General features: G+C 65.1%; 16 protein-coding genes and 2 riboswitches. Of the genes, 15 read left to right on the top strand and 1 reads right to left on the bottom strand.

Annotated elements, in window-relative coordinates; all coding sequences use genetic code 11:
* Window positions 1-25 precede the first annotated feature (25 nt).
* The 8 genes from EV669_RS05370 to cheD are packed head-to-tail and all read left to right on the top strand — an operon-like array spanning window position 26 to window position 7,279.
* Entirely contained in the window at window positions 26-1,780 is a 1,755-nt protein-coding gene (locus EV669_RS05370; protein WP_132098094.1) for a chemotaxis protein CheW, read from the top strand.
* A 13-nt stretch (window positions 1,781-1,793) separates the two neighbouring features.
* Window positions 1,794-2,288, top strand: coding sequence for a chemotaxis protein CheW (locus EV669_RS05365; protein ID WP_054284680.1), 495 nt, complete (start codon window positions 1,794-1,796; stop codon window positions 2,286-2,288).
* A gap of 13 nt (window positions 2,289-2,301) precedes the next feature.
* On the top strand, window positions 2,302-4,296 hold the full coding sequence (locus tag EV669_RS14290; RefSeq protein ID WP_404810840.1) for a methyl-accepting chemotaxis protein: 1,995 nt from the start codon (window positions 2,302-2,304) through the stop codon (window positions 4,294-4,296).
* Window positions 4,193-4,405: a methyl-accepting chemotaxis protein gene (locus tag EV669_RS14285; protein WP_404810838.1), complete on the top strand. Its 213-nt coding sequence runs from the start codon at window positions 4,193-4,195 to the stop codon at window positions 4,403-4,405. Before EV669_RS14290 ends, EV669_RS14285 begins: the two co-directional genes overlap by 104 nt.
* Window positions 4,402-4,674, top strand: coding sequence for a hypothetical protein (locus EV669_RS14280; RefSeq protein WP_404810837.1), 273 nt, complete (start codon window positions 4,402-4,404; stop codon window positions 4,672-4,674). The genes EV669_RS14285 and EV669_RS14280 overlap by 4 nt, the downstream gene beginning before the upstream one ends.
* A complete protein-coding gene (locus EV669_RS05345; protein WP_132098092.1) occupies window positions 4,659-5,528 on the top strand; it encodes a CheR family methyltransferase in 870 nt (289 codons plus the stop codon). Before EV669_RS14280 ends, EV669_RS05345 begins: the two co-directional genes overlap by 16 nt.
* A 3-nt stretch (window positions 5,529-5,531) precedes the next feature.
* The gene (locus EV669_RS05340) at window positions 5,532-6,596 is read left to right on the top strand and encodes a protein-glutamate methylesterase/protein-glutamine glutaminase (RefSeq protein ID WP_132098091.1); all 1,065 of its coding nucleotides are present in this window, start codon (window positions 5,532-5,534) and stop codon (window positions 6,594-6,596) included.
* On the top strand, window positions 6,596-7,279 hold the full coding sequence (gene cheD, locus EV669_RS05335) for a chemoreceptor glutamine deamidase CheD (protein ID WP_072242778.1): 684 nt from the start codon (window positions 6,596-6,598) through the stop codon (window positions 7,277-7,279). The genes EV669_RS05340 and cheD overlap by 1 nt, the downstream gene beginning before the upstream one ends.
* Here the strand turns inward: cheD and fdxA are convergent.
* Window positions 7,200-7,523, bottom strand: a complete 324-nt coding sequence (fdxA, locus tag EV669_RS05330; RefSeq protein WP_132098090.1) for a ferredoxin FdxA — start codon at window positions 7,521-7,523, stop codon at window positions 7,200-7,202. The two genes, cheD and fdxA, sit on opposite strands and share 80 nt — an antisense overlap.
* A gap of 93 nt (window positions 7,524-7,616) precedes the next feature.
* Between fdxA and gluQRS the strand changes: the two genes are divergently transcribed.
* The 7 genes from gluQRS (at window position 7,617) to EV669_RS05295 (ending at window position 17,268) form a co-directional block, all read left to right on the top strand.
* Window positions 7,617-8,513: a tRNA glutamyl-Q(34) synthetase GluQRS gene (gene gluQRS / locus EV669_RS05325; protein WP_132098089.1), complete on the top strand. Its 897-nt coding sequence runs from the start codon at window positions 7,617-7,619 to the stop codon at window positions 8,511-8,513.
* Window positions 8,514-8,662: 149 nt separating this feature from the next.
* A complete protein-coding gene (locus EV669_RS05320) occupies window positions 8,663-10,003 on the top strand; it encodes an amino acid permease (protein ID WP_054284686.1) in 1,341 nt (446 codons plus the stop codon).
* A gap of 139 nt (window positions 10,004-10,142) precedes the next feature.
* A riboswitch (glycine riboswitch) is annotated at window positions 10,143-10,232 on the top strand.
* A 16-nt stretch (window positions 10,233-10,248) separates the two neighbouring features.
* Window positions 10,249-10,345: riboswitch (glycine riboswitch) on the top strand.
* Window positions 10,346-10,379: 34 nt separating this feature from the next.
* Window positions 10,380-11,468 (top strand): glycine cleavage system aminomethyltransferase GcvT, encoded by a 1,089-nt coding sequence (gene gcvT, locus EV669_RS05315; protein WP_054284687.1) that lies wholly within the window; start codon window positions 10,380-10,382, stop codon window positions 11,466-11,468.
* Window positions 11,469-11,528: 60 nt separating this feature from the next.
* Entirely contained in the window at window positions 11,529-11,915 is a 387-nt protein-coding gene (gene gcvH, locus EV669_RS05310; RefSeq protein WP_055433078.1) for a glycine cleavage system protein GcvH, read from the top strand.
* Window positions 11,916-11,996: 81 nt separating this feature from the next.
* The gene (gene gcvP, locus EV669_RS05305) at window positions 11,997-14,849 is read left to right on the top strand and encodes an aminomethyl-transferring glycine dehydrogenase (protein WP_132098088.1); all 2,853 of its coding nucleotides are present in this window, start codon (window positions 11,997-11,999) and stop codon (window positions 14,847-14,849) included.
* Between the two features lie 112 nt (window positions 14,850-14,961).
* The gene (locus EV669_RS05300) at window positions 14,962-15,516 is read left to right on the top strand and encodes a DUF1415 domain-containing protein (RefSeq protein ID WP_054284690.1); all 555 of its coding nucleotides are present in this window, start codon (window positions 14,962-14,964) and stop codon (window positions 15,514-15,516) included.
* A gap of 171 nt (window positions 15,517-15,687) precedes the next feature.
* Window positions 15,688-17,268, top strand: coding sequence for an ABC transporter substrate-binding protein (locus EV669_RS05295; RefSeq protein WP_132098087.1), 1,581 nt, complete (start codon window positions 15,688-15,690; stop codon window positions 17,266-17,268).
* Window positions 17,269-17,349: the final 81 nt, after the last annotated feature.

Below are 17,349 nucleotides of genomic sequence, written 5' to 3'. Positions count from 1 at the left end.
TTTTACCTTATCGCCTGCCCACTTCATGGTCACCCCCCTGCCTGCCCCGGCAGAGGATGAGGATTTCGGGCTATTCGAGCCGGTCTTGCCGGCCAGGGAGGAAGGCGCTCTGCAGACAGACGAGGTCGTCTTGGTGGAGGAAGAGGGCTTCGGTCTCTTTGCACCGCTACCCCCAGCCGGGATGGTTTCGGCCAACCCTGAGGACGGAGTCCTGCTGGAAGAGGACGGGTTCGGACTCTTTCAGCCGTTGTCCTCTTCCACTGTGGAAAGCGTGCCTCCAGCGGGCTCCGGCGTTGCAGTGGAAGAGGACGGGTTCGGCCTGTTCGAACCGCTGCCCTCGGAGGGGCCGGCAGGCGCTCAGCCGGAAGGGGAAGGGCCTGTGGCGTCCGCTTCGGCCAACGGCGAGGTGGCCTATGAAGAGCCCGGTTTCGGACTGTTCCGCCCCCTGCCCAAGCATGAAGCCCCTGAAGGCGAGCCCGCGCCGCCCAGCGCACCGTCGCCGCAGGCCTCCCCGCCGGCGGAGAGCGCCCGCCCCGCTACGCCCACCCGAAACGAGCGTGCAGCCGCCAGCGCAGCCGAAAGCTCCATCCGCGTCAGTACCGACAAGGTGGACCTGCTGCTCAACCTGGTGGGCGAACTAGTGATCACCCAATCCATGCTGCAACAGTCTGGCAGCCAGCTTGACCCGGCCAGCCACGAACGCTTGCTGCATGGCATCAGCCTGCTCGAGCGCAACTCGCGCGAGCTGCAAGAGGCGGTGATGTCGATCCGCATGACGCCGGTGTCTTTTGTCTTCAGCCGCTTTCCCCGTGTAGTGCGCGATCTGGCCAGCAAGCTTGGCAAACAGGTAGAGCTGAAGATGGTGGGCGAGAACACCGAACTGGACAAAGGTTTCATCGAAAAGCTGGCCGATCCGCTCACACACTTGGTGCGCAACAGCCTGGACCATGGCTTGGAGCTGCCGGACGCGCGGGTGGCCAAGGGCAAGTCGCCGGTCGGACGGCTGACCCTGCGGGCCTTCCATCAGGGCGGATCGATCGTGATCGAGGTCACCGATGACGGGGCAGGGCTCAGCCGGGAGCGGATCCTCTCCAAGGCCCGCGAACGCGGCATGGCCGTGTCTGGTGCTCTCAGTGACACCGAGGTGTGGGGTCTGATCTTCGAACCTGGCTTTTCCACTGCCAGCACCGTTACCGATGTGTCGGGACGCGGTGTCGGTATGGACGTGGTCCGACGCAACATCCATGCCATGGGCGGACAGGTCAGCATCGACAGCCTGCCCGACTTTGGCACCACCATCGCGATCCAGTTGCCGTTGACGCTGGCCATTCTGGACGGCATGTCGGTGCGGATCGGCGAGGAGATCTACATCCTGCCGCTGTCATTCGTGGTGGAGTCGCTGCAGCCCACTGCGGGGCAGGTACACCGCGTGGCGGGGCGTGGCCGGGTGGTGAACGTGCGGGGCGAATATCTGCCGATCGTGGCCCTGGGCGAGCTCTTCCTCGTGCCCGGTGCAGGGCAGCATCCCGAGCGGGGCATCCTCATTATCGTGGAGGCCGACGACTGCCGCATGGCCCTGCTGGTGGACGACCTCATCGGTCAGCAGCAGTTCGTGGTCAAGAATCTGGAAACCCACTACCGCAAGGTGGAGGGGGTGTCGGGCGCCACCATCCTGGGCAACGGACAGGTGGCGCTCATTCTCGACGTCACTACCATCGTGCGCAGCCAGCGGCAGGTCAGCCCGCTGGCCGGAAGCGAGGCGATGGTGGGTGCAGCCTGAAGGATATCCATCCATGGCCTTGGCCGAAACCGCCCCGTCCGCCGCAACCAGTCGTGAAGTACTGGTGTTCACCCTGGGGGAAGAAGAGTACGGGATCGACATCCTCAAGGTGCAGGAGATCCGTGGCTACGACTCCGTCACCCGTATTGCCCGCGCGCCAGCCTTCATCAAGGGCGTGATCAACCTGCGTGGCAGCATCGTCCCCATTGTGGACATGCGTATCCGTTTCGGCTTGGGTGAGGCCCAGTACGATGCCTTCACCGTGGTGATCGTGCTCAACATCCTCGGCCGAACGGTCGGCATGGTGGTGGATGGCGTCTCCGACGTACTGGAGCTTTCCGAGGACAGCCTCAAACCGCCCCCGGAGTTCGGCGCGGCCATCGATACGGCCTATATCCGGGGCCTGGCCACCGCCGCAGAGCGGATGATCATCATCATGGATATCGAAAAACTGCTGAGCAGCGACGACATGGCTCTGGTGGATGTCGCCCGGGCCGGCGCACGATAGGGGGAACACACACATGGCAACGATGAAGGTGAAGAACCGCCTGCTTCTGGGCTTCGGGCTGCTCCTGGTATTGATGGCGATCGCGATTGCCGTCTCCGTCTGGCAGATTGCCGCCCTGCGCGGAAGCATCGAGAGCATCAGCAACCGCAGCCTGCCGCAGACCGCCAGTGCCAACAAGGTGATCGATCAGGTCAACACCACCGCCCGGGCGGTGCGCACGCTGTTCATCTCGCCCGATCCCAAGCTGCATGCCGAGCAGCGCACCACCATCGACAAGGCGTTTGCCGAGGTGGACCGTGCGATGAAGACCCTGGAGGGCATGGCGGCTGGCGAGGATGAGCGCAGCCAACTCTCGGCCATCCGGGCCAGCGAGGCCGACTACCGCGGCAAGATGCGTCAGTTCATGGCGCTTTACGAGGCGGGCCAGACTGACGAGGCGCGCACCTTCCTGCTCGGCCCCCTGCGCGACACCCAGTTGCGTTACATGGCCCAGGTGGCCGATTACATCGCCAAGGCCGAGGACAGTGCGCAGAATCTTGCGGACCGTACGGTTGAGGGCGCCGTCATGGCCACCCAGCTGCTCTGGGGGCTGCTGGTTGCGTGCGTGCTGCTGGGGGCGCTCGCCGGCTGGATGATCGGTCGCAGCCTGATGCGTGAGCTAGGCGGCGAGCCGGCCATGGCAGTGCAGTTGATGGAAGAGCTTGCCGCCGGCGAGGTAACGACCGAACTGAAGGTCAAACCCGGCGATCAGACCAGCCTGTTCGCGCGTATGCAGCAGGCTGCCGGGCGTGCGGTCGAGAACATCCGCATCCGCAATGCCTTGGATAATGTGAACACCAACGTACTGATCGCCGATACCGAGCGGCGCATCCTGTACCTGAACCGCAGCATGCAGGAGCTTCTCTCGCGCACGGAGGCGGAGCTGCGCCGCGACCTGCCGCAGCTTGATGTGCGCAACCTGATCGGCTCCAGCGTCGACGTGCTGGCCCGTCCGGGCAGTGCCCACCAGGGGATGCTGGATAACCTGCAGGCTTCGCGTCAGCTCGAGACACAAATCGGCGGCCGCCACTTCGCGCTCACCGCCAGCCCGGTCTTCAACCGCAGCGGCACCCGTATCGGCTCGGTGATGGAATGGAAGGACCGGATTGCCGAAGTCCGCGTGGAGGACGAGGTAGCGCACATCGTCAGTGCCGCAGCCCAAGGGGACCTGGCGGTGCGCATCCGGCTGGAGGACAAGGAAGGTTTCTTCCGCCAGCTGGGCGAGGGGGTCAACCGTCTGCTGGACGTGACAGCCCGCGGACTCTCGGATGTGGCAACGGTGCTGGGGGCGCTGGCCCGTGGAGATCTCACCCGGACCATCGACAACGAATACCAAGGCATGTTCGGCCAACTGAAGAACGACACCAACAGCACAGTGGAGAAGCTGCGCGAGATCGTGGGCAACATTCAGGAGTCTACCGAGACGATCTCCACCGCCGCGCGCGAGATTGCCGCGGGCAACACCAACCTCTCCAGCCGGACCGAGCAGCAGGCGGCCAGCCTGCAGGAAACGGCTTCCAGCATGGAGGAAATCACCAGCACCGTGCGTCAGAACGCCGACAACGCACGCCAGGCCAACCAGCTGGCCATCGGTGCGTCGGACATCGCCAGCCGCGGCGGGGAAGTGGTGGGCCAGGTGGTGACCACGATGAACGAGATCAACGACAGTGCCAAGAAGATCGTGGATATCATCAGCGTCATCGACGGCATCGCCTTCCAAACCAACATCCTGGCACTCAACGCTGCGGTGAAGGCCGCGCGCGCCGGCGAGCAGGCGCCGCCGTACATGAGGTGGTCAGCATCAGGCGGTGGAGGCCGCGCGCGCCGGCGAGCAGGGGCGTGGCTTTGCAGTGGTAGCCAGCGAGGTGCGCAACCTGGCGCAGCGTTCGGCCGGTGCCGCCAAGGAAATCAAGGCCCTGATCGGCGACTCGGTAGGCAAGGTGGACTCTGGCAGCCGGCTGGTGGATGAGGCCGGACGCACGATGCAGGAGATCGTTGCTTCGATTCGGCGCGTCACCGACATCATGAGCGAGTCACGGCCGCTTCGCTGGAGCAGAGCGCTGGCATTGAGCAGGTGAATCTGGCTGTCAGCCAGATGGACGAGAATACGCAGAAAAATGCCGCTTTGGTGGAAGAGGCCGCTGCCGCTGCCGAATCCTTGGAAGAACAGGCCCGTCTCCTGGCCGAGACCGTTGCCCTGTTCCGCCTCGACCGCCGCAGCAGCCCGCGCAGCGGGCCTGCGTCGCCACCGGCCGCAGTGCGCGCCCATCCGCAGCGGGAAGCCCAGCTGCCTGCAGCGGTGGCCCGTCCCCCACGCGATGACGAGGGCGAATGGGAGTCCTTCTGAAAGTAGCACCCACGCTGAGGGTGGTGGAAGGCAGCCAGCGCGAGCTGGAGTTCACCACCGCCGATTTCGAGCGGGTGCGCACCCTGATGCACCGGCACGCCGGCATCGCGCTCGGAGAAGCCAAGCGGCAGATGGTGTACGCAAGGCTGGCGCGCCGGCTGCGGGCGCTGGGGCTGCGCCGTTTTTCCGATTACCTCGCCTTGCTGGATGCAGAGCCGGACGGTCCGGAATGGCAGGCGTTCGTCAACGCCCTGACCACCAACCTGACGGCGTTCTTCCGGGAACGGCATCATTTCGAACTGCTGGCCCAGCATGCACGCGCGCGGCGCGGGCGGGACGCACCCTACCGGGTGTGGAGCGCGGCCGCATCCACCGGTGAGGAGGCGTATTCGGCGGCGATGACGCTGGCCGAGGTGTACGGTGCCGCATCGGCCCGCTTCGAGGTGGCGGGCTCGGACATTGACACTCAGGTCCTGCAGGAAGCGGCACGCGCCATTTATCCCACCGACCGCCTTGAAAACGTTGCGCTCCCCTTGAAGAAGGCCTATTGCCTGCGAGGGCGGGGCCGCCAGGCAGGCTGCGTGCGTATCCAGCCGTTTCTGGCCGAAAGGGTGCGCTTCTTCCGCTTCAACCTGTGCAGCGAACGTTGGCCGAAGCTGGGACCGTTCGATGCCATCTTCTGCCGCAACGTGATGATCTATTTCGACGCCGACACTCAGCGCAGCGTGCTGTTGCGGCTGGCCGAATGTCTGGCGCCGGACGGGCTGCTGTTTCTGGGGCATTCCGAGAACATCCAGCATCTGGGCACCCCATTCGTTGCGGCAGGCCAGACGGCCTACCGGCTTCCGGACTGAGCGATGGATACCGCACCGGCCCGGAAAATCCGTGTAGTGGTGGTGGACGACTCTGCCCTGATCCGCAGCGTGCTCACCGAAATCATCAATACCGCCGGGGACATGGAGGTGGTGGCCACGGCTGCCGATCCGCTGATCGCACGCGAGCGCATTCGCGAGCACGATCCGGACGTGATCACGCTGGACGTGGAGATGCCGCGCATGGATGGCATCGAATTCCTGCGGCGATTGATGCGGCTTCGGCCAACCCCGGTGGTGATGATCTCCTCGCTGACGGCCCAGGGGTCCAGCGTGGCGCTGGAAGCCCTGTCGCTCGGGGCGGTGGACGTGATGCCCAAGCCTGCTTTCGACCTGCGCAATGGCCTGCAGGGTTATGCCGAAGATATCCGCGAGCGGCTGCGTGGCGCTGCGCGTGCCCGCGTGCGGCCAGCTGCACCGCGGGTGACAGGCAGCCAGCCGCTACCGCCGCCGCACCGCCGGCTTCCGCCGCCGTCGCTGATTGCCATCGGCGCCTCCACCGGCGGCACCGAGGCGATTCGGGAGGTGCTGGAAGGACTGCCGGCGGTTGGCCCGCCCATCGTCATCGTTCAACACATGCCGGCGCTCTTCACCCGCACCTTTGCCGCGCGTCTGGACCGTCTGTGCCCAATGCAGGTGAAGGAAGCCGAGGACGGCGAGGTCCTGCGTCCCGGCTGGGCCTATCTTGCACCGGGCGGTGCCACCCATATGGCAATGCGTACCACGCTGCAGGGCTGGTGCGTTGTGCTTCAGCCCACGCCGCCGGTCAACCGGCACCGTCCGGCTGTCGATGTGTTGTTCGATGCGGTTGCCCGCGAGGCGGGGCGGCGCTGCGTTGCCGTGCTGCTTACCGGGATGGGCAAGGACGGGGCGCAAGGCATGTTGCATCTGCGCCAGGCAGGGGCGTACACGCTGGCGCAGGACGAAGCCACATCGGTGGTGTACGGGATGCCGCGAGAGGCAGTGGTGTTGGGCGCGGTGGACGAAGAGCTTCCGCTGGAGATGATCGCGCCGCGCATCCGTACCCTTCTGGTGGGAAGGACGCGCTGATGGACGATGGCAGCGGGCGCTACTACGACAGGCAATTCCGGCGCGAGGCCTTCAAGCTCTTGCCCGGCGATTACCGGGTGGCGCAGGACGGACGCCTGTTTGTGACGGTGCTGGGCTCGTGCGTGGCTGCTTGCCTGCGGGACCCGCGCAGCGGCGTGGCCGGCATGAACCACTTTCTGTTACCGGCTGGGGACGGCCGGCAGACACTGACCGAGTTACCCGCCCGCTATGGGGTGCAGGCTATGGAGCTGCTGATCGGGGCGCTGCAGAAACTGGGTGCTTCACGGCAGCGGCTCGAGGCCAAGCTGTTCGGTGGCGCCACGGTGCTCGACGGCCTGACGCAGACCAACGTCGGCGAGCAGAACATCGCCTTTGTGCGCACCTATCTGGAGCGTGAGGGGATTGCGGTGGTGGCCGAAGACTTGGGCGGGACCGAGCCGCGCCGCGTGTATTTCTTCACCGACAGCGGACAGGTGATGGTACGCCGGCTGCGCCCGGCCGGCAGCCGGGCGGTAGTTCGCGAAGAGGCACGCTACCGCGACCGCGTGCTGCGGCAGGCGCCCGAGGACGGCGGCGTGGAGCTGTTCAACGAGCGGTGGGGCGCTAGCGCTCCAGATGCGGCAGCTTCCCCTTCACCGCCGCCCACTGCGCGTGGTCGGGCAGGGGGGCCTTCTTCTGCGTGATGGCGGGCCATGTTCGCGACAGCTCAGCATTGAGAGCCACAAACACTTCCTGACCGGCAGGCACGTCATCCTCCGCATAGATGGCCTCGACCGGGCACTCTGGCACGCACAGCGCACAGTCGATGCACTCGTCCGGATCGATGGCCAGAAAGTTGGGCCCCTCGCGGAAGCAGTCCACCGGACAGACATCGACGCAATCGGTGTATTTGCATTTGATGCAGGCATCGGTTACAACGTACGCCATCTTTAGCGGCCCCTCTGAATGGTTGACTGAAACAAACACTCGACATTCTAGCAAGTTTGCCGGCGCTTCCTCCCTTCGGCACGCATCATGCCCATGCCCCCTCATCCTGACCCCGAATACCGCGGCCGCTTTGCTCCCAGCCCCACCGGGCTGCTGCATGCGGGTTCGCTGACCACCGCCGTCGGCAGCTATCTGGAAGCCCGCGTGCGCGGGGGACAGTGGCTGGTGCGCATGGAAGACCTGGACCCGCCACGCGAGGTGCAGGGGGCGGCGGATGCCATCCTGCGCACCCTGGAAGCCTTCGGCTTCGAGTGGGATGGCGAGGTCGTATACCAGAGCCGGCGTCATGGGCTTTATCGCGCGGCGCTGGACGCCTTGCGGCAGGCCGGGCTGGCCTACCCGTGTACCTGCACCCGACGCGAGATCGCCGCAAAAGCGCGGCGTGGAGTGGACGGCTGGGTCTATCCCGGCTTCTGTCGTTCCGGGCCCCGCAACGACCGGCCCCAGCCGGCATGGCGCGTGCGAGTGCCCGAAGACCCCGTTGGCTTCGACGACCGGCTGCAGGGCCATCATGCCCAGGCACTGAGCACGGACGTGGGCGATTTCGTGCTGCAGCGTGCCGACGGCTTCTGGGCTTATCAGCTGGCCGTGGTGGTGGACGACGGGGAACAGGGCATCACCGATGTGGTGCGGGGGGCGGACCTGCTGGTTTCCACCCCTCGGCAGCGCTGGCTGCAGATATGCCTGGGGCTGCCGCATCCGGGCTACTGCCACCTGCCGGTCATGGTCAATGCGGCGGGCGAAAAGCTCTCCAAGCAGACGCTGGCGCCCGCCATTCGGCCTGAAGCTGCTGCGCGAGAGTTGGTCGGGGCGCTGACTCGGCTGGGCCACCCGCCTCCGCAGGGGTGTGGCACGCTGGAGGAGGTGTGGCAGTGGGCGCGCAGCAACTGGTGTCTTGAGCGCGTGCCGGCAGGGCCGGTGATGGTGTAGTTGCGGCACTTGACCGGGCCTGTTGTCCGGTGCAGAGTGCGCCGTCTTTCAAGGTGCGAGCGGCCAGAGGCTGCCCGACAGCGCAGGCCCCGGTCGTGGTGACAGGTGGTGCCATGCGGTGCAAGTTTGCGTATTACTGGAGATTCAAGATGACAACCGCTTCGGCACCTGCCGGCAAGCTCGGCTTCTGGATGTGCACGGCCCTGGTGGTCGGCAACATGATCGGCTCCGGCGTGTTTTTGCTGCCGGCGTCGCTCGCCCCCTACGGCATGCTGTCGCTGGTAGGCTGGGGCCTGACCTCCGCCGGGGCCATCTGCCTTGCGCTGGTGTTTGCCCGTCTGGCGGCGATGCTGCCCAAGAACGGTGGACCGTACGCCTATATCCACGAAGGGTTTGGCGATTTCGCCGGTTTCTGGATCGCATGGGGCTACTGGATCGCCCTGTGGGCCGGCAACGCCGCGCTTGCCGTAGCGGCCACCAGCTACTTACAGGTGTTCTTCCCCGCGCTGGCCCATCACAACTACCTTTCGGGCGCGGTGGCCATTGGCCTGATCTGGCTGGTGACGTGGATCAACACCCGGGGAGTGCAAAGTTCGGGCGCCGTTGCGGTGGTCACCACGGTGATCAAGCTGGTGCCGCTGGCGGCGATTACCTTCATCGGCTTCTTCTACCTCAACCCCGACTACCTCGTCTTCAATCCCAACAACAAGCCGGTCGGTGCCTCGCTGGGGGCGACGGTGGCGCTGACCCTGTGGGCCTTCCTCGGGCTGGAGTCGGCGTCGGTGCCGGCTGGGGACGTGGACAATCCCACACGGACCATTCCCCGCGCCACGGTGGTGGGTACGCTCCTGGCTGCCGTGCTCTACATCCTTTCCACCGTTTCGCTGATGGGCCTGATGCCGGCCGCGGCCTTGGCGGTGTCGCAGGCACCGTTCGCCGACGCCGCGCGCCTGATCTGGGGTAACTGGGCCTACTATGCCGTGGGCTTTGGTGCAGTGGTGGCCTGCTTTGGCGCCCTCAACGGCTGGTGCCTGATGCAGGGGCATGTGCCTGCGGCCGCAGCGGCTGACCGCCTCTTCCCGGCGAAATTCGCACACATGAATCGGCACAACGTGCCGAGCTTCGGTCTGGTGCTCTCCAGCCTGCTGGTGACGATACTGCTGGGGCTGAAGTATGCGGGCGGCGAGGGGGGCGTGAAGATCTTCGAGTTCGTCATCCTCCTGGCAACCGCCACCACGCTCTTGCCCTACGCCTTCTGTGCCATGGCCCTGCTGGTGGTGATGCTGCAGCGGCATGAACACTTCGGCCCGCGCGATTTCGTCGCCCCGCTGGCGTTTGCGGGCACGGGCTTTCTGTATGCGCTCTGGGCCATCTACGGCGCCGGGGCGGACATCGTGATGTGGGGGCTGCTGCTGCTGATGGCGGGTCTGCCGGTGTATGTCTGGCAGCTCAAGGAGCGCTACGAGGCCGACCGCAACCTGTCGATGTGAGCAGGGGTGACACGGGGCGGCTTCAGCCGCGCCATGTCCCCAGCGCGGGGCGGCGACTTCGGCCAACCCTTGGCAGTCCGTTCTCTTTGCGTGAAGATTTTCTTCCCTTGCCAGTGCCCGGGCTTGGCCCCGATAATGCGCCCATCGTGCAGGAGAGCGCGGCTTAGGGCCGCCGCCGAAGGCGCAAGTGCACCCGCAATCGCTCAGGCAAAAGGACTGCATCATCGGGTCGGCCATCCGTGCCGCCCGCCAACTCTGGAGAGCGGCGCCCGGTGCGCCCACCGAAGGGGCTAACGGCGCCATGCGCCGGAAAATCTCAGGTTGCCGGACAGAGGGGTGTGAGCTATAGGACCATCACCCCCTTGCGAGGACGCCCATGACGGCCCCCAAACGTACCCCCCTGTTCGAAGAACATCTCGCCGCCGGCGCCAAAATGGTGGATTTCGCCGGCTGGGAAATGCCCATCCATTACGGCTCCCAGCTCAAGGAGCACGAGCTGGTGCGTACTGATGCCGGTGTGTTCGACGTGTCGCACATGACGGTGATCGACATCACTGGCGGTGATGCCCGTGCCTGGCTGCAGAAGCTGATCGCCAATGACGTGGCCAAGCTCGGCTTCGAGGGTAAGGCCCTGTATTCGGGCATGCTCAACGAGACCGGAGGCGTGGTAGACGACCTGATCGTGTACCTCACCGCCAGCGGCTATCGCATGGTGGTCAACGCGGGCACGACTGAAAAAGACCTGGCATGGATGGAAAAACACAAGGCCGGTTTCGACGTCACCCTCACCGTGCGCCGCGATCTGGCCATGCTGGCGGTACAAGGCCCCCAAGCCATCGACAAGGTCTGTGCGCTCAAGCCGGACTGGGCCGAAGCCATCCGCAGCCTCAAGGTCTTCCAGGGCATGCCCTTCGGTGGCTGGTTCGTCGCACGTACCGGCTATACCGGCGAGGACGGGCTGGAGATCATGGTGCCGGCTGACGAGGCGCCTGCATTCTTCCGTGCGCTTCGCGAGGGAGGCGTAGCGCCCATCGGCCTCGGCGCCCGTGACACCCTGCGACTGGAAGCGGGCATGAACCTCTATGGGCACGACATGGACGAGACCGTGTCGCCGCTGGAAGCCGGAATGGGCTGGACGATCGCCTGGGCGCCCGAAGAGCGCGACTTCACGGGCCGCAAGGCGCTCGAAGCCCAGAAAGCTGCCGGGGTGGCCATGAAGCAGGTCGGCCTGGTGCTGGAAGGGCGTGGCGTGCTGCGCGAGGGTCAGAAGGTGGTGGTCGACGGCGTGGGTGAAGGCATCATTACCAGCGGCACCTTCTCGCCGACGCTCAAGCATTCCATCGCCATCGCCCGTGTACCGGCAGCCACCGGCGCCACCGCCCAGGTAGACCTGCGCGGTACGCTGACCGACGTGCGCGTCGTCAAGATGCCGTTCGTGCGCAACGGCAAAAAAGTATTCGAATAAACGGGCCGTACGGCCCCCGCAATCGCGAACCTCTGAACCCCAGCCAATCCGGAGACTTTCATGAGCCAGATTCCCGCCGAACTGAAATATGTATCCAGCCACGAGTGGCTGCGCACCGAAGCCGACGGCACCGTCACCGTGGGCATCACCGACCATGCCCAGGAACTCCTGGGTGATGTGGTCTTCGTAGAACTGCCCAAGGTGGGTGCCCATCTTGCCGCCGACGAACAGGCCGGCGTGGTCGAGTCGGTGAAGGCCGCTTCCGATGTGTACTGTCCGGTGGCCGGCGAGATCCTGGAAGTGAACGCCGAGCTGGAAGCCAGCCCGGAGCTGGCCAACAGCGACCCGTACGGTGCCGGCTGGTTCTTCCGCATGCGCCCGGCGGACGCCGCCGCGCTGGACGGCCTGATGGATGCCGCCGCCTACGCCAGCGAAATCGGCGCCTGATGCGTGCCCGGGCCCTGTCGTCGCGAGACGGCAGGGCTTTTTGTTGCGGCCGCTCGCAGGGCCGAACCGAAGGAACTGAGCATGACCCTCTCCAAGCTTTTCAATCACGAAGAATTCATTGCGCGTCACATCGGTCCCAGTGACGAAGAACGCGGGCAGATGCTGGCCACCGTCGGTGCCGCCTCGCTGGAGGCGCTGATCGACGAGACCGTGCCGGCCGACATCCGGCTCAAACGTCCGCTGGAGCTGCCGCCCGCGCAGTCCGAAGCCACGGCCCTGGCCGCCCTCAAGGCGGTGGCCGGCAGGAACGTGATCAACAAGTCGTTCATCGGTCTGGGCTATCACCCGGTGCTGACGCCCACCGTCATCCTGCGCAACGTGCTGGAGAACCCGGGCTGGTATACCGCTTATACCCCGTATCAGGCGGAGATCGCTCAGGGCCGCCTGGAAGCGCTGCTCAACTACCAGCAGATGGTGATCGACCTGACCGGTCTGGAAATCGCCAATGCCTCGCTGCTGGACGAGGCGACCGCTGCCGCCGAGGCGATGGCGATGGCCCGACGCGTCTCCAAGGCCAAGAGCAACCAGTTCTTTGTCGACAGCCGCGTACTGCCGCAGACGCTGGACGTGCTGCGCACTCGTGCCAAGTACTTCGGCTTCGAGCTGGTGCTGGGCCATCCGGAAGAGGCCGGCAATGCGGCCTACTTCGGAGTGCTGTTCCAGTATCCGGGCGAGGCCGGCGACCTGATCGACCTGACCGCTCCGATCGCTTCGGCCAAGGCGCAAGGGGCGGTGGCCATCGTGGCAGCCGACATCATGGCCCTGGTGGCGCTCAAGTCGCCGGGCGAGATGGGGGCCGACGTAGCGGTGGGCAACACCCAGCGCTTCGGTGTGCCGATGGGGTTCGGCGGGCCGCACGCCGCCTACTTTGCCTTCCGGGACGAAATGAAGCGCTCCGCTCCGGGCCGCATCATCGGCGTGTCGGTGGACGCCAAGGGCAAGACGGCCCTGCGCATGGCCCTGCAGACCCGTGAACAGCATATCCGCCGCGAGAAGGCCAACTCCAACATCTGTACCAGCCAGGTGCTGCTGGCCAACATGGCCGGCATGTACGCGGTGTACCATGGCCCGGAGGGCGTCAAGCGCATTGCCGCCCGCATCCACCGTCTGGCCGCAATCTTCGCGCATGCCGTGAAGGCTGCCGGCGGTACGCTGGTGTTCGACCGCTTCTTCGATACTGTGCAGGTGGAGCTGGCCAATGCCGACGCGGTATACCAAGCCGCACTGCAGGCCGGTTACAACCTGCGTCGGGTTTCGGCCAACGTGCTGGGTGTGTCTTTCCATGAGGCTGCCACCGAGGACGATCTTGCCGCACTGATCGGGCTCTTCACCGGCAAGGATGCGGATCTTTCCGCGCTCGACGCTGCCGCAGCCGATGCCATCCCGGCCGGTCTCAAGCGCACGTCCGCTATCCTCACACACCCGGTTTTCAACAGCCATCACAGCGAGCACGAGATGCTGCGCTACCTGAAGAAGCTGGAAAACCGCGACCTGGCGATGAACCACTCGATGATCAGCCTGGGCAGCTGCACGATGAAGCTCAACGCCACCAGCGAGATGATCCCAATCACTTGGCCGGAATTCGCCAACCTGCATCCGTTTGCCCCGCGCGACCAGGTTCAGGGCTATCTGGCGCTGATCGAGGGCCTGCAGCAGCAGCTGATGGCCATCACCGGATTCGATGCGATCTCGATGCAGCCCAACTCCGGTGCGCAAGGTGAATACGCCGGCCTGCTGGCAATCAGCCGGTATCACGAAGCGCGGGGCGAAGGCCACCGCAATGTGTGCCTGATCCCGCAGTCGGCCCATGGCACCAACCCGGCCACCGCCCAGATGATGAACATGCAGGTGGTGGTGGTGAAGTGCGACGAAAACGGCAACGTCGACATCGCGGACCTCAAGGCACGCGCCGAACAACATTCGGCCAACCTTGCCGCCCTGATGATCACCTATCCGTCGACCCACGGTGTGTTCGAGGCCGGCATCCGCGAGATCTGCGAGATCGTGCATGCGCATGGCGGCCAAGTGTACATGGACGGCGCCAACCTCAATGCCCAGGTGGGCGTGACGCGTCCGGCCGACATCGGTGCCGACGTATCGCACATGAACCTGCACAAGACCTTCTGCATTCCGCACGGCGGCGGTGGGCCCGGCATGGGACCGATCGGCCTGAAGGCTCATCTTGCGCCTTTCATGGCCAATCACGTGGTGGCCGAGGTGCCGGGCGCACAGGCAGGGCAGAGTGCCGTATCGGCTGCGCCGTTCGGCTCGGCCTCGATCCTGCCGATCTCCTACATGTACATTGCCATGATGGGTGCGGAGGGTATGAAGCAGGCGACCGAGAACGCCCTGCTCAACGCCAACTACATCGCACGCCGCCTCGGCGAACACTACCCGGTGCTGTACACCGGCGCCAACGGCCGTGTGGCGCACGAGTGCATCATCGACCTGCGTCCGCTCAAGGCGGCCAGCGGCATCACCGAGGTGGACGTGGCCAAGCGCCTGATGGACTACGGCTTCCACGCGCCGACCATGAGCTTCCCGGTGCCAGGCACGCTGATGATCGAACCGACCGAGTCCGAGTCCAAGGCCGAGCTTGACCGCTTCATCGACGCGATGGCCTCCATCCGCCGGGAGATCGACAAGGTGCAGAACGGCACTTGGCCGAAGGACAACAACCCGCTGGTGAACGCGCCGCATAGCAAGGCCGACATCGTCGGCGAGTGGGACCGTCCCTACAGCCGTGAGGAAGCGTTCTTCCCGCTGCCTTTCGTGCTGGAGAACAAGTTCTGGCCGAGCGTGAACCGCATCGACGATGTCTATGGCGACCGCAACCTGATCTGCAGCTGCCCAAGCACCGACAGCTACCTGTAAGCCCCGTTGCCGTAGTCACGACCACCCCGCCGAGCGCAGGCCCGGCGGGGTTTTTCGTGTCCGTGACAGCTGGCTGTGCTAGCGTACGGGCTTTCAGACTCCGCCTTCGCCCATGAACGACGAAACCATCATTGCCGCCACCCGCGTGTGGCTGGAAAAGGCCGTCATCGGCCTTAACCTCTGTCCCTTCGCCAAGTCGGTGTATGTGAAGGACCAGGTCCGCATCGTGGTCAGTCATGCCCCACATGTGGATGCCTTCCTGGAAGAGCTGGATGCAGAGCTTGAGCATCTGTCGGCCACCGACCCGGAGACCACCGACACCACGCTGCTGATTCATCCCACCTTGTTTCCGGCCTTTCTCGACTTCAACGATTTTCTTCAGTTTGCCGAGGCGGCGCCGGCCGATCTGGGGCTGGAGGGCGAGATCCAGGTGGCAAGCTTCCATCCGGACTTCCAGTTTGCCGACACCGCGCCAGATGACCCGGGCAACCTCACCAACCGCGCCCCGTATCCTACGCTGCATCTCATCCGCGAGCAGAGCATCGCCCGCGCCGTGGCGAGCTTTCCCGATCCGGCCGCCATCTTCGAGCGCAACATCGAAACGGTAAACCGCCTGGGGCCTGAAGGCTGGGCCGCTCTGGGCATTCCTTATCCGTCCAAGGGCTGAATGCGCCTGACAGCGTCGGGCGCAGGGCGCTTCCTGCCGCGCTGGATGGCAGGCGACGCAGCGTTGTGCTATCGATATGACGTTTTCTTAGTTGGGTTTCGGGCCATGGTTGCGTACGCTTCTGCCATCGGCCCGGCCCCTTGCCCGGCCCGTCATTTTCAGGAGATCCCGATGACCCTGCGCTCTCTTGCGCTGCTCGCTCTGGCGGTACCGTCCGTCGTGCTGGCCAAGCCGCTTACCGTGTGCACCGATGCCAATCCCGAAGGTTTCGACGTGGTGCAGTACAACTCCCTGGTGACCACCAATGCTTCGGCCGACGTGTTGATGGACCGGCTGGTCGACTATGACGCCACCGCGCGCAAGGTGGTGCCGGCCTTGGCGGCCAGCTGGGAGGTTGCTCCGGACGGCCTGAGCTACACCTTCCGGCTGCGTCCGAATGTGGTCTTCCACACCACCGACTACTTCAAGCCCAGCCGCCGGCTCAACGCCGACGACGTCGTGTTTACCTTTGAGCGCATGCTCAAACCGGATCATCCCTGGTACAAGACCGCGCCAAACGGTTACCCGCATGCGCAGTCGATGCAGTTCACCAAGCTGATCAAGGATGTCAAGAAGGTCGATGATAATACGGTGCGCTTCGAGCTCAACTATCCGGAGTCCACCTTTCTTTCCACGCTGACGATGGGGTTTGCCTCCATCTACTCCGCCGAGTATGCCCAGCAGCTGCAGGCTGGCGGCCGCCAGGCCGAGCTGAACCAGAAACCGGTGGGGACGGGCCCGTTCGTCTTCCGCAGCTTCCAGAAGGACACGGTGGTGCGCTATGCGCCCAATACTGCCTACTGGGGCGGCCAGCCCAAGGTCAGCGCACTGGTGTATGCCATCACTCCGGATGCGGCGGTGCGGGCGCAGAAAGTGAAGGCAGGCGAGTGCCAGATCGCCATCTCGCCCAAGCCGCTGGACGTGCAGGCCGCACGCAGCGACACCAACCTGCGCGTAGTGCAGACGCCCGCCTTTATGACCGCGTTCGTGGCGATGAACAGCCAGAAGAAACCCTTCGACAGCGCCAAGGTGCGCCAGGCAGTCAACCTTGCCTTCGACAAGTCAGCCTATCTCAAGACGGTGTTCGAAGGCACGGCCACCGCCGCCAACCTGCCGTATCCGCCTAACACCTGGAGTTACGCCAAGGAGATCAAGCCCTACGCGCTAGATGTAGCGCAGGCGAAGAAGCTCCTGGCGCAGGCGGGCTATCCCAACGGCTTCGATACCACGCTGTGGGTGCGGCCAACCGGCAGCGTGCTCAACCCCAACCCCAAGGCCGGGGCCGAACTGCTGCAGGCCGACCTGGCCAAGGTGGGCATTCGCGCCAAGGTGGCCGTGATCGAATGGGGAGAGCTGATCAAGCGTGGCAAGGCCGGAGAGCACGACATGCTGTTCATGGGCTGGGCTGGCGACAACGGCGACCCGGACAACTTCCTCACCCCGCAGTTCTCGTGCGCCGCTGTGCAGTCGGGCACCAACTTCGCCCGCTTCTGCGACCCCAAACTTGACAAGCTGATCGCCGACGGCAAGAAGAGCAGCGACTTCAAGGCGCGCAGCGTCCTGTATCACAGTGCCCAGAAGCTCATCCACGATCAGGCGCTCTGGCTGCCGCTGGCGCATCCGACCGCCTTTGCCATCACCCGCAAGGACGTGACCGGTTACACCGTCAGCCCCTTCGGCCGGCAGAACTTCACCCGCGTCAGCGTGCGCTGAGTCCGTCTCTGTGCCCTCTCACCGGCCGCCCTGTGCGGCCGTTTTTTCTGTGCAGCCCGTTTTCCTACATGCCTTTTTGTT

The organism is Gulbenkiania mobilis (assembly GCA_004346645.1).
Taxonomy (GTDB): domain Bacteria; phylum Pseudomonadota; class Gammaproteobacteria; order Burkholderiales; family Chromobacteriaceae; genus Gulbenkiania; species Gulbenkiania mobilis.
The sequence above is the reverse complement of the archived record's forward strand: the minus strand, read 5'-3'. Positions and strand labels throughout refer to the sequence as shown.

Bases quoted from the DNA above. Each gene is read 5' to 3' on its own strand.
- EV669_RS05365 (WP_054284680.1), top strand. From the start codon at position 1,794: ATGGCCTTGGCCGAAACCGCCCCGTCCGCCGCAACCAGTCGTGAAGTA.
- cheD (WP_072242778.1), top strand. From the start codon at position 6,596: ATGGACGATGGCAGCGGGCGCTACTACGACAGGCAATTCCGGCGCGAG.
- EV669_RS05370 (WP_132098094.1), top strand. From the start codon at position 26: ATGGTCACCCCCCTGCCTGCCCCGGCAGAGGATGAGGATTTCGGGCTA.
- EV669_RS05340 (WP_132098091.1), top strand. From the start codon at position 5,532: ATGGATACCGCACCGGCCCGGAAAATCCGTGTAGTGGTGGTGGACGAC.
- EV669_RS05295 (WP_132098087.1), top strand. From the start codon at position 15,688: ATGACCCTGCGCTCTCTTGCGCTGCTCGCTCTGGCGGTACCGTCCGTC.
- fdxA (WP_132098090.1), bottom strand. From the start codon at position 7,523: ATGGCGTACGTTGTAACCGATGCCTGCATCAAATGCAAATACACCGAT.
- EV669_RS14290 (WP_404810840.1), top strand. From the start codon at position 2,302: ATGGCAACGATGAAGGTGAAGAACCGCCTGCTTCTGGGCTTCGGGCTG.
- gcvH (WP_055433078.1), top strand. From the start codon at position 11,529: ATGAGCCAGATTCCCGCCGAACTGAAATATGTATCCAGCCACGAGTGG.
- gcvT (WP_054284687.1), top strand. From the start codon at position 10,380: ATGACGGCCCCCAAACGTACCCCCCTGTTCGAAGAACATCTCGCCGCC.
- EV669_RS05300 (WP_054284690.1), top strand. From the start codon at position 14,962: ATGAACGACGAAACCATCATTGCCGCCACCCGCGTGTGGCTGGAAAAG.
- gluQRS (WP_132098089.1), top strand. From the start codon at position 7,617: ATGCCCCCTCATCCTGACCCCGAATACCGCGGCCGCTTTGCTCCCAGC.
- EV669_RS05345 (WP_132098092.1), top strand. From the start codon at position 4,659: ATGGGAGTCCTTCTGAAAGTAGCACCCACGCTGAGGGTGGTGGAAGGC.
- gcvP (WP_132098088.1), top strand. From the start codon at position 11,997: ATGACCCTCTCCAAGCTTTTCAATCACGAAGAATTCATTGCGCGTCAC.
- EV669_RS05320 (WP_054284686.1), top strand. From the start codon at position 8,663: ATGACAACCGCTTCGGCACCTGCCGGCAAGCTCGGCTTCTGGATGTGC.